Consider the following 12,334-nt stretch of genomic DNA (forward strand, 5'->3'; position numbering starts at 1 on the left):
CGTGGAAGACCTCGAGCGGCTCCGCCGCATCACCGGCATCACCGCCGACCAGATCCCGGACGCCGACATGCTCGCGATCATCGCCGAGCATCCCGGGCAGATCTGGTGTGCCGCCGCAGCGGCCGCGGAGATTCTCGCGACCCGGCATGCCGGCGGGTCGGGGGTCACCGCGGTGGAGGACATCGCGATCGATCGGCGCCGCCCGCTGACGGCGTGGCTCGACCTCGCCGACAGGTGGCGCCGACGCTGCGAAGACGAATCGGACGAAGGACCGTACGTGATCGAGTTCCAGCCCTGTGGGCCTCGTGGCGTGGAGGCGGTGGAATCTCCGTGGATGATCTGACCGCCATGCTCGCCGAGGCCCGCGACATCCAGGGCCTGGCGATGATCGACACCGTCCGCATCGACCGATCCACCGGCCGTCACCAGGACCGGGAGACCGGGAAGGAGACGGAGGGGTGGGAGCGCGTTTGGGAGGGCGAGGCCCGTCTCCCGCGTGCTGACGCCGTGGGCCGGGTCGTCGTGACGGGGGAAACCATCACGCCCGCCCAGCCGGTCGTTCTGATCCCGTGGCATGTCGCTGGGGTCCGGCCCGATGACCGGGTGACCTGTGTCGAGTCGGTGTCGCCTGCGATGGTGGGCCGGATCCTCTGGGTCACTGACGCCAGCCCACGGACGTTCCAGTCCGCCGTCCACCTGACGTGCAGGGAGGTGCGATGACCACCGACGGATCCGCAGAGTTCGAGATCGCCGCCCGACAATTCGGGGCCGCGGCCCGCGAGGTCATGCCCCGGGCCCGCGAGGCCATGAAGAAGGCCCTCAATGACATCCGGGCTGGCGCGCAGGCCCGCGCACCCGTGGACACGGGCGCTCTCCGCAACAGCATCACCACGGCCACGCAGGGTAACCAGGACTACGCGATCGGTGAGGTCGGACCGACCGTGAACTATGGCGGCTTCGTCGAGAACGGCGCCTCCCAGCAGCGAGCCCAGCCGTACCTGCGGCCAGCCACGGATGCCGTGATCCCCGGGTATGAGGCGGCTCTGACGCGGCTCGGTGCCGAGATCATCGGAGGCAGCTGATGGACGCCCTCGATCTTCGTGACTCCTGCATCGCTGCTCTGCAGCATCTCGACGTCGACGTCACGGACGACGGTGTCGAGAAGGACTCTGACGGCCGTGTGCGACGGACCGTGATCCTCGGCGTCACCGCCGGTGTAGCCGGGAACCGTCGCGCAGCCGGCGGATCCGTGGACCGCACCGGCACCGTGAACGCCCTCGTCGTCACTGCCTCAAGGGATTCGTGCCTGTGGCTGGTCCAGCGGGTCCGTGACGCTCTCGCCGATCTTCCACTCGGCTCCCCGCACGGGCGGCTCACCGACGCCTCCTATGACGCCGAGCCTCAGCCCGAGCCCGGCACCACCCCTGCCAGATGGTCGCAGGCCCTGGCATTCACGATCACCAGGAAGAGAGGCCACTGAAATGGCTACCCGACGCGCAGCTGACCGAGACCCCGAGCTCGACGCCACGCCCGCCCCGCCGGATCCGGCACCGGACCCGCTCAAGTCCGGCCGCCCCGGGGACTACGTCCGAGTCCGGCACCCCGACACCGGCGATCACTACACCACCACCCGGATGCTCGCGAGCATCCAGGGAGCCACCCTCCTGCCCGGACATGAGGCCGTCGACCGGCTCGGCCACCCCCTCCCGCGCAAGCGGAACATCTCGAAGGAGACCCGATGAGCACCCCGATCTTCTCCCCGACCGGCGTCGATGGCGTCATCGCGTCCGGCAACGTCCCTACCTGGATCATCCAGGAGGAGTCGATCCCGACGCCGCTGACGAAGGAGTCGACGACCATCCCGCTGGCCGCGTTCAACGCGGCCACCACCGTGAAGGCGGACTGTCATCACGACATGGGTGACGTGTCCTTCACCCGCACGGCCACCACCCGGGACCGGAAGCGCGCCTGTGAGACCGTCACCGTCACGGTGAAGACGGGCGAGACCATCGAGGGAACCGTCTCCGCGGTCTACGACCAGCAGCAGCTGGCCGACGCCGCCGCGATCATCAACGCTGTCTACCAGGCCGTCCCCGAGGGGAAGACGGTCTACGTCGCGATGGCGTTCGGCTGGGACTCCCACAAGCCGATCGACGCCACGACCATCGTCGACGTGTACCGCGGCACCGTCCAGATGCGGTCCAAGAACACGCCCGTCGACGGCGAGGACCTCAAGTTCACGTCCACCCTCGCCACGGACCTCTACATCGAGGACGTCGAGATCACCGGCACCGCCGGCTGACCCCACCTCACCCCGAGAGCCCCCAGGACAACCCTGGGGGCTCTCGCCGTCCCCAAGGAGAACCCCCGTGGTCGCCCACACGCACGAGATCCTGACCGTCCCCGACCTCGCCGAGCAGTGGCGCCGCATCGCCGGAGACGAGCGGGCGCACACCCTGATCGCGAACCGCTCCGAGGATCAGCGAATCGCGGCCGACGCCCGGGAGAAGGCCGACGCCCTCACCGCGCAGCGGGAGGAGCTCGAGGCCGAGATGGCTGCCGCGGTCCGGGTCATCACCGTGGAGCGGATCCACCCGAAGACGTGGGGCCGCATCGTCGCAGAGCATCCTGCCCGCGCCGATGACCCGTACGACCGACGCATGGGCTTCAACACCGACACTTTCGATGCCGCGCTCATGACGGAAGCGATCAGCAGCGTCGTCGACGGCCGTGGCGAGCCCGTCGAATGGGACTGGCGAGAGCTCGCCGACGCGATGTCGCCGGGGAAGTTCGAGGAGATCGTCTCCGACACCCTGCGCATGCACATGGACCGTGATGCCGTCCCTTTCTCGCTGGCCGTCTGGCGCGAGAACCAGGCCTCCGAGCCGAGCTCGAAGTAGCCCGCGCCCACGGCATCCCCCACTCCAAGTTCCTTTCCTGGACCCGGCACGACCAGGAGATGGCCCTCGCCCTCCACTCGATCGAGCAGGAGGACGAGGCGAACCGGTGCCCCGTCTGCGGCGGCGACAAGCGCACCTGCCAAGACCCGAAGAACCAGCGCGCCTACGAGGCCGGGTTCAAGCGCTGCTACGCGTCCCGCGCCGTCGGCTGGGCCATGAAGGCCCGTGGTGACGACGCCGACGCCCGCGCGCTCGTCGCGTACACGACCTTCCACCCCGAGCGGGTGAAGCCCGACTGATAGGAGGCTGCCCGTGGCCGGTGAGACCCGCACCATCCGCACCGTCCTCGAGCTGAACGCCTCCCGGTACGTCGCCGGCGCTGCTGCCGCTTCCGCCGCGTCGAAGAGCCTGAGCCGCGAGCTCGGCCAGATCACCAAGAACCACTCCGCCTTCCAGAAGGACTGGGACCGGACGTCGTCCGCTCTGCTGACCGGTGGCGCCGCCATGGCTACCGGTCTCGGCCTGGTCGCGAAGTCCGCGATGGACTGGGAGTCCGCGTGGGCTGGCGTGCTCAAGACCGTCGACGGCACCCCGGAGCAGCTGCAGGCCGTCGAAGACGGGCTCCGCGGCCTCACCAAGGAGCTCCCCGCGTCCCACGCGGAGATCGCGGCGGTCGCCGAGGCCGCCGGGCAGCTCGGCATCGAGACAGACAGCGTCGTCGAGTTCACGCGCACCATGATCAACCTCGGCGAGACCACCAACCTTTCCGCGGACGAGGCGGCGACGGCGCTCGCGCGGTTCTCCAACATCATGGGCACCAGCCAGGATGACATCGACCGCGTCGGCGCGTCCCTGGTCGGGCTGGGCAACAACTTCGCCACCACCGAGGGCGAGATCCTCGCGATGTCGATGCGCCTCGCCGGTGTCGGCGCGCAGCTCGGCCTGACGGAGGGCGACGTTCTCGGCCTCGCCACCGCCATGTCCTCTGTGGGCATCGAGGCGGAGGCCGGCGGCACCGCCATGACGATGGGCATGAAGAAGATCCAGTCCGCTGTCGACGAGGGCGGCGAGTCCCTCGCCGGGTTCGCTGAGGTTGCGGGCATGTCCAGTGAGGAGTTCGCGAAGCTCTGGAACGAAGACTCCGCCGCTGGCCTCGATGCGTTCGTGCACGGACTCGCGGACGCGGGCGCCGAGGGCCAGAACATGTCCGCCATCCTCGACGACCTGGGCATCAAGGGGATCCGCGAGAGTGACACGTTCCTGCGCCTCGCCGCGGACGCGGACGGCCTCACGGACGCTCTGCGGCTCGGCAACGACGAGTACGCGAAGAACATCGCCCTCGTCGCCGAGGCAGAGAAGCGGTACGCGACGACCGAGTCGAAGCTCAAGATCGCACTGAACTCCCTCGTCGACTCCGGCATCGACCTCGGCGCTGTCGTCCTCCCCGCCCTCGCGGGCGTCGCCGATGGTGTCGTCTCCATCACCTCCGCGTTCGACCAGCTCCCCGCATCGGTGAAGACCAGCGTCACCGTCCTCGGCGCGGCCGCGGGCGCGACCGGCCTCCTCGCTGGCGGGCTGATGAAGGTCGTCCCGGCAGCGCTCGAGACCATCGACAGTTTCCGGCGGATCCGCCGCGAGGCCCCGGGAGTCACCAGCGTGGTCACGAAGCTGGGCCTCGCGCTCGGTTCGCTGACCGTCGCGTCCGCGATCGTGCTCCCGCACGTGTCCACCGGTGAAGTCACGTCGATGGATGAGTACGCGGCCGCGCTCATGCGGATCGCAGACGGCCAGACCGTCGAGGGAGTCTCCCAGCTGAACGGCTACCTCTCCGACTCGGACTGGTTCGCTGGCCTGGATGTTAAGGGCCTCGGTGATGTGTATTCCATCATCACCGATCCGACGTTTGCGCAGTCCGCCGACAACGTCGTCTCCTCGATCCTGTCCCTCGGGCAGCGCGGATCCTCCGACATGGAGTTCGCTAACCGGGAATGGGCGAAGCTCGACCAGACCATCGCCGCGATGGCGTCGTCCGGTGACCTCGAGCAGGTCGACACGCTCCTCAAGGCCATCTCCGATGAGATCTACGCCCGCACCGGGGAGCGTCCTACCATCGAGCAGCTCCGGGACGCTCTCCCGGAGACGAACGGGGCGCTCGAGCTCGTCGCCGCGACCGCGGAAACCGCTGGTGGCGCGCAGGGAGAGTTCGCGGACGCGACCGGCGACGCGACCGGCGAGGTAGAGGACCAGTCCGAGGCTCTCCGTGAACTGCAGGACCTCCTGCAGGGCACCGCTGACATCCTGCTGTCCACGCGGTCGGCGACCCGTGAGTGGGAGGCTGCGCTCGATGACGCGCAGGCTGCTCTCAAGGAGAACGGCAAGACCCTCGACACGAGCACGGAGAAGGGCCGCGCGAACGAGGCCGCGCTCGACGGCATCGCCTCGTCGACCCTGGCTCTCCTCGACTCGCAGGTCGAGCTGGGCGCCTCCACCGAGGAGCTCGACGCGACCATGGAGGAGGGGCGGAAGCGGTTCATCGACATGGCCGTCGCGATGGGGATGCCGCGGGAAGAGGCGGAATCCCTCGCGAATGAGCTGCAGCTCATTCCCGGCACGTACACCGCCGAGATCGAGGTGCAGGGCGCGTGGGAGGCCACGATCGCCGCCGCGGAGGCTGCGATCACGAGCATGACCGCGGAGCCGCACACCGTGACGGTCGACGCCGACACGATTCCGGCTGAGGAGTCGGTGTACGGCTTCGAGGCCGTGATGGACGGCGCGACCGCACCCCGGGATGTGGTCGTGTCCGCGGATACGACGTGGGGCGAGGACGAGCTGCGGAAGTTCGAGTCCCAGATCCAGGAATCCGGCGGCACCGTCGAGATCAACGGTGAGACGCTGAACGGCCAGCAGGCCCTGGATGTCCTGATCGAGGAGATCAACAACGGCGAGGGCTATGTCGTCATCAACGGCACCCCCACCACCGCGTACTCCGCGCTCGCGCAACTGACCGATGTCATCAATGCGTCGGGTGGAGTCGTCAAGATCGACGGCAACAACGCTCCGGCGCTCGGTGCCACGGACCGGGCCGTCGGTCACGCGGACTCGTCCACGGGCACGATCGACGTTGACGCGTCCACGGGCGGCGCGGAGCGGGACATCAGCCGCACGGCCCGTGACCGGGACGCGGATATCACCGCTCGTGCCCGCACCGGCGGTGCCGAGGCCGCACTCGATGCTGTCGCCCGGGCCCGCACCGCGATCATCAACGTTGTCACCAGCGTGTCCGGGCGCGCGGAGGGCGGCTGGGTCACTCCCGGTCTCTCCGCGGGCGGCTGGGTCCCCGGACCGTACCCGGGCCCTGGCGTCGACAACATCATGTGGCCGCTGGCAGGCAAGGCCGGCGGCGGCATGCTCACCCAGCCCCTCGCCGGCACGGAGTTCGTCGTCAACGGGGAGTCGTCCCGCCAGTGGGGGCCCGCGCTCGAGGCCATCAACTCGGGTCTGACCCCGAAGGACCTGGCTGCGGCGATGTCCACCACGATCCGTGGCGGGGTCACGTACGCGCCGTCGTTCACGGGCCTGGACGCGGCAGAGGCGGCCGTGGAGTTCGATGCCCGCGCCCGTCACCTGATCCGGGATCAGGCCATCACCATGTGAGGAGGAGCCTGTGAGCATCTGCGGATGGGACCACCAGGACCCGTGCATCATCGTCACGATCGGTGATGTGGAGGCCGTGTCGAACGGCCCCCAGTACGGGTACGGGCTCTCGGCTCTGATCGACGGGTGGGAAGGTGGTGCGCCCGCGACCGGTGGTCCGGTCGAGTTCGAGCGCGGCGACGGCGCGGTCCGCGGCGACGTCCACTATGCGCCCCGGTCCCTGATCGTGGAGGGCGATATCCGCGCCCGCGATCACGAGGATCTGACGGAGAAGATCGCGGCCCTGTCCGCGCTCGGCCGGTACGAGACCCTGACGGTCGATGAGGCGGTGCACACGGGGCTGGTCCGGCAGGTCGATGTGGCGCGCCTCCGGCCCGTGCAGGTCACCACCGACGGGCCGGAGTACGCGCTGTGGACGATGACCCTGCAGACCGTGGACTGGCGCCGCGTCGATGTGGATCAGCAGTCCGTCGTAGTCCCCGCGGGCGGGGCGGGTCTGCAGAACCTGGGAACCGCTCCGGCGGCGCTGACGCTGCGCCTGGTCGGCCCGCTCACCAACCCCGGCATCTCGTGGCCTGGTGGTGCGTGGCAGTACTCCGGGACGGTCGCATCGGGTCAGACGATCCTGGTGGATCTTGAGCGGCGCGTGGTCCGTGACCCAGCAACGACCGCGCATTCCCGGCGGCTGGCGTCGGGGACATGGCTGCAGCTCCCGCCCGGCACCACGACCGTCTCCCGGACCGGGTCCGGTGCGGGGTCGGTCACCGCATCGTGGAGGTCATCGTGGGCCTGACACCGACCTGGTACGTCGCCGACTTCATGACCGGTGATCTCATTGACACGTTCCCGCTCGAGGGCGTGCAGCTCGAGTCGTCCCTCCGCCCCGGGATGTTCTCCGCGTCCCTGGATCTCCGGAAGACGGGCAGGTCGATGGGTGAGGCCCGCGAGCTTCTCGACCTCCTCAAGAACGGGAAGGGAACGCTGGTCCCGGTTCTTGAGGGCCTGTCGAATGGGGCGGGGAATCCGCCGATCTCGCGGGAGCTTGGGGAGTGGTGGATCGGCCAGGTGGCCGGCACCTACCGGTCCCCGATCGTGCAGATCAGCGGCCCGGAGTTCTCGGGCTATGCCCGGGAGGTCCTCCTCGCCGAGGATTTCAAGGGCACCCTTGACCCCGTCAAGACGGCACGGGAGATGCTCGCCCTCCTCTACTCCCGCAGCCAGACGGTCGCGGTGGATCTCCAGGGCTGGGTCTCGCACACCGGGGCGCGGGTGGAGGTGGATGCCCGGAAGATCCGCGACACCTACTGGGACCACATCAGCGATCTCCAGGAAGCGGAGGGCGGCCCGTTCGAGTGGATGATCCGCTCCGGCCTGGTCACGACGGGCTGGGTTCCGCAGCGGGTGACCCGCACCCTCGAGATCGGCCAGCCGACCCTCGCATTTTCGAGGCCGGACATCACCCTTGAAGTGACTGGTCCCGGGTCTCAGCCGGCGTCGCTGCTGGATGCGGGCTGGGGCTGGGACGAACGCGCCTCCGCATCCACCGTGTATGGCTGGGGTGCGGGCGCGGGGGCGGATCAGGTCGGTGAGGCGTTCGCGTCCCGGAGCCGCGAGCCGGGCGAGCCGGTGAAGAACCGCCTGGTCACGGACCCGGCCGCGATGACCATGGACCGACTCCGCCGCACCACCCGCGCCGCTCTGCGCCGCTTCTCCCCGGAGGAGCGGACCTTCACCGCGACCATGCCCACCGACCGGTACACCCCCCGCACCGGAGAGGTGTACCAGTGGCGAAGCGATCCGACGTGGACCCGCCCCGGCGAGACGGGGACGGTCCGCTGCGTCGGCTGGTCCTGGTCCAGCTCCCACCCGGACGACTACACGCTCGACCTCGTGAGGTGACCTGATGCCCAGCTTCCCCCAGGAGGTCGCGGACAATCTCCGATCACTGCAGCGGCAGATCAACGCGATCGTCGCCGCACGTCCAGGCCCCATGTCGTGGGGACCCGATGACGGCGGTGCCCGATTCGAGGCCGCGGACGGCCGCACCGTCTTCGGGGCGGACCACACTGGCGCATCGGTCGAGTCCCGCGGGACCCTGACCGGCCTGACCCCGCTCCTGGACTCGATCCGCGACAAGAACGACGACCAGGACGATCACCTCGGCCGCCATGACGCGGACGTGGCCCGCATCGATGCGAAGAACGTCCAGCAGGACGGGCGGCTCACGGGCGCCGAGGGCCGCCTCACCTCCGCGGAAGGGCGCCTCGGAACGGCCGAGGGCCGCCTCGACAGCCATGACGGGACCCTCGCATCACACGGGACCAGGATCGGCAACGCCGAGGGGCGCCTGAACGGGCACGACTCCACCCTCTCGTCGCACAACACCCGGATCAACACGGCGCAGACCACCGCGAACGGTGCGGTGTCCGTGAACGGCACGCAGGCGACACAGATCAGCAACCTGCAATCCGCCATGAACGACAAGGCATCGAACAGCGACGTGCAGGCCGTGCAGTCGGCCGTCAACGAGCTGGCCTCCGCGATCAACGGCCTGCGCGGATGGCTGGCCTCGAACACCCCGTACTCCGGATCCATCCACCCGGACGCCAGGTACTTCCTGGAGCACGGGCAGCTCCCACCGTGACCGCCGCGTGCCCAGCATCCCCATCTCATAGAGGAGGTCCCTCGTGACCAGCATCATCGTCCCCCCGGTCGACCTTGCCCCGGGCCTCCCCTCCCGAGTCGTGACCATCTCCGCGACCGACGTCACCGAGGGCGGTACGTCGATGGCGGGCGCGACGGTGGCGTTCGCGCTGTCGAGCACGCTGGATGCCTCGGGCGGCGTCGTCGTCGCCCGCACGTCCGCGCTGATCACCCTGGATGCGCAGGGGAAGGGACAGATCCGCCTCCCGGTCTACGACACCGCGGCGTCGCAGACCTGGTGCAACGACGACAACTGGGCGATCATCGTCTCCACCAGCTGGGGCGACCGCAAGGCCGTCCGGGTCCCCGCCGGCACGACCAGCATCCCTCTCTCCTCCCTGCCCCCGGTCCGGCCGCTGCGGGGCCGGGAGCTGCAGTGGGCGATCACCGGTGTGTCCGTCTCGGTGACCGAGGGCGCCCAGTGGGACGCATCCGTCTCCCTCTCCGGCGGGGTCCTGGACTTCGATTTCATCGTCCCCCCGGGCGGAACGGCGTTCTGGAAGGGGTCCCTGGACCCGTCCGTCGACCTCGATACGGTCACCACCCCCGGCCTGTACGGGGTGTGGTCGGGGTCCCCGAACGCGCCCGGGTCCGGTCTGCTCCTGGTCTCCGAGGTCCGCACCACAGGCGGCGTCGTGTCCCAGGTCAACCACGTCTTCTACCTCACTGGTTCGAGCCCGCAGATCATGATGCGGTTCCGTGGCTCGGTCTGGGCGGCGTGGACGTGGGTCGGTGGCAAGGACGCGATGCGCGTCCAGCAGTGGGGCAACACCGGCGACCTGAATGACGCGACGGCCCCGGGCGTGTATCCCTACTGGTCCGGGACGGCCAACGCTCCCGGCGGCTCTGGAGTCGTCGTGACGTCGGAGCTGCGCACCAACGCCGGCACCCTGTCTCAGGTCCAGCAGATCGCGTTCACGACCGGATCAAACCCCGAGATTCATATGCGGTTCCGTGGCTCGGTCTGGGCGGCGTGGACGCGCATGGACGCGGGCGCCATTGTCATCCCGCCCTCCGAGGGTGGGGGTGGTGCGGCGTTCCGTCGCGTCCCGCTGGCCCTGACGACGGCGACCGCGACGGGCGAGGAGTCCGTGGGCGGCGGGGCGATCCGCTTCCCGCTCGACTATGCGCCGCGTGTCGGCCGGTGGCGGCTGCACATCCGAAACCACAACTACGCCTCCAACACCAGCTACCAGAGCGGCGGGCAGGTGACGGGCGTGTGGATCGGCCCCGGCTGGGGAGGCGCGTTCACCACCGCACCCTCGCAGGTGTCCGGGGCGCTGACCATCCCCACCGATGGGTCAGAGGTCGTCACCCCGTGGATCAACGCCCCGTTCGGAGACGGCGTACAGCAGATGCTTTCCGTGGGATGGTCCGCGCCGACGGACACCCCGCACGTCCTCGTGCCCGGCGGCGGCTGGCGGTCCACGTCCGCGGCCTCCGCCTCTGCGGCGTCCGGGGCAGGGTTCTCGGCGACGGCGTGGATCCCGTTCGACTGGTGGATCGAAGCCGAGGCCGCGCCCGACGTCCCGACGAAGGCGGGCTGGGGCAACTCGATCACGGCCGGCACCGGGACGACCCTCATAGTCAACGACTCGTGGCTCTCGCAGCACTGCCGAGCCACCGGGGCCCTGCCGATCCACTGGGCCTACCCCGGATCGGGGATGTCCCTGTGGATGAACCCGCAGGATCCGAAATGGTCCCGGTGGGCGGACTTCCCGAAGGCGGACGTCGTGATCCACGCGATGGGCCAGAACGACCTCGGCACCGCCGCATCGGCGCAGGTGATGCGGGACCGGTTCGAGACCACGCTCCCCATGGTGCGGGAGCACATCTCCCCGACGGTGGTGGTCTCCACGATCACCCCGCACGCCGGGAAGACGGAGGCGCAGAACGCGATCCGCCGCCAGCACGCGACCTACCTCAAGTCCCTGCCGCTCGGGGTCCGGGATTGCTTCGACTTCGCCGCCGCCGTCTCCAACGACGACGTGGCCCTGCGCCCGGAGTTCCGGGGAGGCCCGGCGGGCACGGACGAGCTGCACCCCAACACCGCCGGTGCCGCGGCGATGGCCGCGGCGATCACCCGCCCGATCGTCGCATCCCCCGCGGCGGACGCCCTGGCCGCCTACGAGTCCGCGATCGGAGCCTGACCATGACCAGCATCATCGACCTCGCGCGCAGGATCGGCGAGGACATCCACGCCCTCGCCGTCCGTGTCCCGATCTTCGAGACCCTCTCGGAGGCGAAGGCCTGGGAGACCGCAAACCCCGGAAGGACCGCTCTCACGATCGAAGCACCCCCGGACCCGGGAGCGTGGCACGCGACCGCGCCCACCTTCGACACGACAGCTCGCACGTACACCATCCCCACCGACACCGGGGCGACGTACACGGTCGGCGGGACCGCGAGAGCCGCGGGCACGTACACGGTCGGGAACGCCGCAACCACCGTTTCGGTCGCTGCGGTCGCGAAGCCCGGCTACACCCTCGCGGGCGTCACGTCGTGGTCGCGCACCTACTCGGACGCCTCCCTGGTCGGCACCGTCATCATGACGGACACCGTCACCTCCGCAGCCGCTGAGACGGGGCAGACCTACTATGATCCGGCCCGCCGGGACACCGCGAACGGGTACATCCAGGTGGCGTCAAATCAGCACACGGGCACCCAGCCGCAAACGGCATTCATGCCGAATCAGGATATCGAGTTCGACTACACAATGACAGTGGACGGCGGAATCGTCGTCTACTTCTGGGGACTCAACTCCGACACCGGGGAACGCCGCGGACTCTACCTGCGAGCCGCATCCCTCGACGCATTCGGAGGCACCGGAAACCCGACCGTGCAGACGATCACCTCCACGACACGGACGGTCGGGACCACGGCGAGGATCAAGATCCAGATCCGAGGCCTGGTCGCAACCATCTCCCAGAACGACGTGGAGGCGATCAGGATCACGTACACGCAGGCCCAGCTCGACGCCTGCACCTCCCCGACGTGGCTGCAGCTCCGCTCCTACAACGGAACGCACCGGATCGACAACATCCAGGTCACGCGATTCGACTGGGTGGGATGAC

At 69.4% G+C, this 12,334-nt stretch carries 14 protein-coding genes; all 14 read left to right on the forward strand.

The genetic code is table 11. The annotated features are described in order from the left end of the window. Position 1 precedes the first annotated feature (1 nt). The 14 genes from ACFFF6_RS06215 (at position 2) to ACFFF6_RS06280 (ending at position 12,333) form a co-directional block, all read left to right on the forward strand. Entirely contained in the window at positions 2-343 is a 342-nt protein-coding gene (locus tag ACFFF6_RS06215) for a hypothetical protein (protein ID WP_376979195.1), read from the forward strand. Continuing rightward, entirely contained in the window at positions 331-720 is a 390-nt protein-coding gene (locus tag ACFFF6_RS06220) for a DUF6093 family protein (RefSeq protein WP_376979196.1), read from the forward strand. Before ACFFF6_RS06215 ends, ACFFF6_RS06220 begins: the two co-directional genes overlap by 13 nt. Next, positions 717-1,082, forward strand: coding sequence for an HK97-gp10 family putative phage morphogenesis protein (locus ACFFF6_RS06225; protein ID WP_376979198.1), 366 nt, complete (start codon positions 717-719; stop codon positions 1,080-1,082). The genes ACFFF6_RS06220 and ACFFF6_RS06225 overlap by 4 nt, the downstream gene beginning before the upstream one ends. Then, the gene (locus tag ACFFF6_RS06230) at positions 1,082-1,480 is read left to right on the forward strand and encodes a hypothetical protein (RefSeq protein WP_376979200.1); all 399 of its coding nucleotides are present in this window, start codon (positions 1,082-1,084) and stop codon (positions 1,478-1,480) included. The genes ACFFF6_RS06225 and ACFFF6_RS06230 overlap by 1 nt, the downstream gene beginning before the upstream one ends. 1 nt (position 1,481) lies before the next feature. Beyond that, positions 1,482-1,742 (forward strand): hypothetical protein, encoded by a 261-nt coding sequence (locus ACFFF6_RS06235; protein WP_376979202.1) that lies wholly within the window; start codon positions 1,482-1,484, stop codon positions 1,740-1,742. After that, on the forward strand, positions 1,739-2,302 hold the full coding sequence (locus ACFFF6_RS06240; protein ID WP_376979204.1) for a phage tail tube protein: 564 nt from the start codon (positions 1,739-1,741) through the stop codon (positions 2,300-2,302). Before ACFFF6_RS06235 ends, ACFFF6_RS06240 begins: the two co-directional genes overlap by 4 nt. Positions 2,303-2,369: 67 nt before the next feature. Next, the gene (locus ACFFF6_RS06245; RefSeq protein WP_376979206.1) at positions 2,370-2,900 is read left to right on the forward strand and encodes a hypothetical protein; all 531 of its coding nucleotides are present in this window, start codon (positions 2,370-2,372) and stop codon (positions 2,898-2,900) included. A 59-nt stretch (positions 2,901-2,959) separates the two neighbouring features. After that, positions 2,960-3,199: a hypothetical protein gene (locus ACFFF6_RS06250; RefSeq protein WP_376979208.1), complete on the forward strand. Its 240-nt coding sequence runs from the start codon at positions 2,960-2,962 to the stop codon at positions 3,197-3,199. Positions 3,200-3,212: 13 nt separating this feature from the next. Beyond that, positions 3,213-6,557, forward strand: coding sequence for a phage tail tape measure protein (locus ACFFF6_RS06255; RefSeq protein WP_376979210.1), 3,345 nt, complete (start codon positions 3,213-3,215; stop codon positions 6,555-6,557). A gap of 10 nt (positions 6,558-6,567) precedes the next feature. After that, positions 6,568-7,350: a phage tail family protein gene (locus ACFFF6_RS06260; protein ID WP_376979212.1), complete on the forward strand. Its 783-nt coding sequence runs from the start codon at positions 6,568-6,570 to the stop codon at positions 7,348-7,350. Continuing rightward, entirely contained in the window at positions 7,341-8,456 is a 1,116-nt protein-coding gene (locus tag ACFFF6_RS06265) for a hypothetical protein (protein WP_376979213.1), read from the forward strand. The genes ACFFF6_RS06260 and ACFFF6_RS06265 overlap by 10 nt, the downstream gene beginning before the upstream one ends. Before the next feature lie 4 nt (positions 8,457-8,460). Then, a complete protein-coding gene (locus ACFFF6_RS06270; RefSeq protein ID WP_376979214.1) occupies positions 8,461-9,201 on the forward strand; it encodes a hypothetical protein in 741 nt (246 codons plus the stop codon). Positions 9,202-9,244: 43 nt separating this feature from the next. Further along, the gene (locus ACFFF6_RS06275; RefSeq protein WP_376979215.1) at positions 9,245-11,410 is read left to right on the forward strand and encodes an SGNH/GDSL hydrolase family protein; all 2,166 of its coding nucleotides are present in this window, start codon (positions 9,245-9,247) and stop codon (positions 11,408-11,410) included. Positions 11,411-11,412: 2 nt separating this feature from the next. Further along, positions 11,413-12,333, forward strand: coding sequence for a hypothetical protein (locus ACFFF6_RS06280; RefSeq protein WP_376979216.1), 921 nt, complete (start codon positions 11,413-11,415; stop codon positions 12,331-12,333). The last annotated feature ends 1 nt before the right edge of the window (position 12,334 follow it).

The sequence above is a fragment of the Brachybacterium hainanense genome (assembly GCF_042434575.1).
In the GTDB taxonomy this organism is placed as follows: Bacteria; Actinomycetota; Actinomycetes; order Actinomycetales; family Dermabacteraceae; genus Brachybacterium; species Brachybacterium hainanense.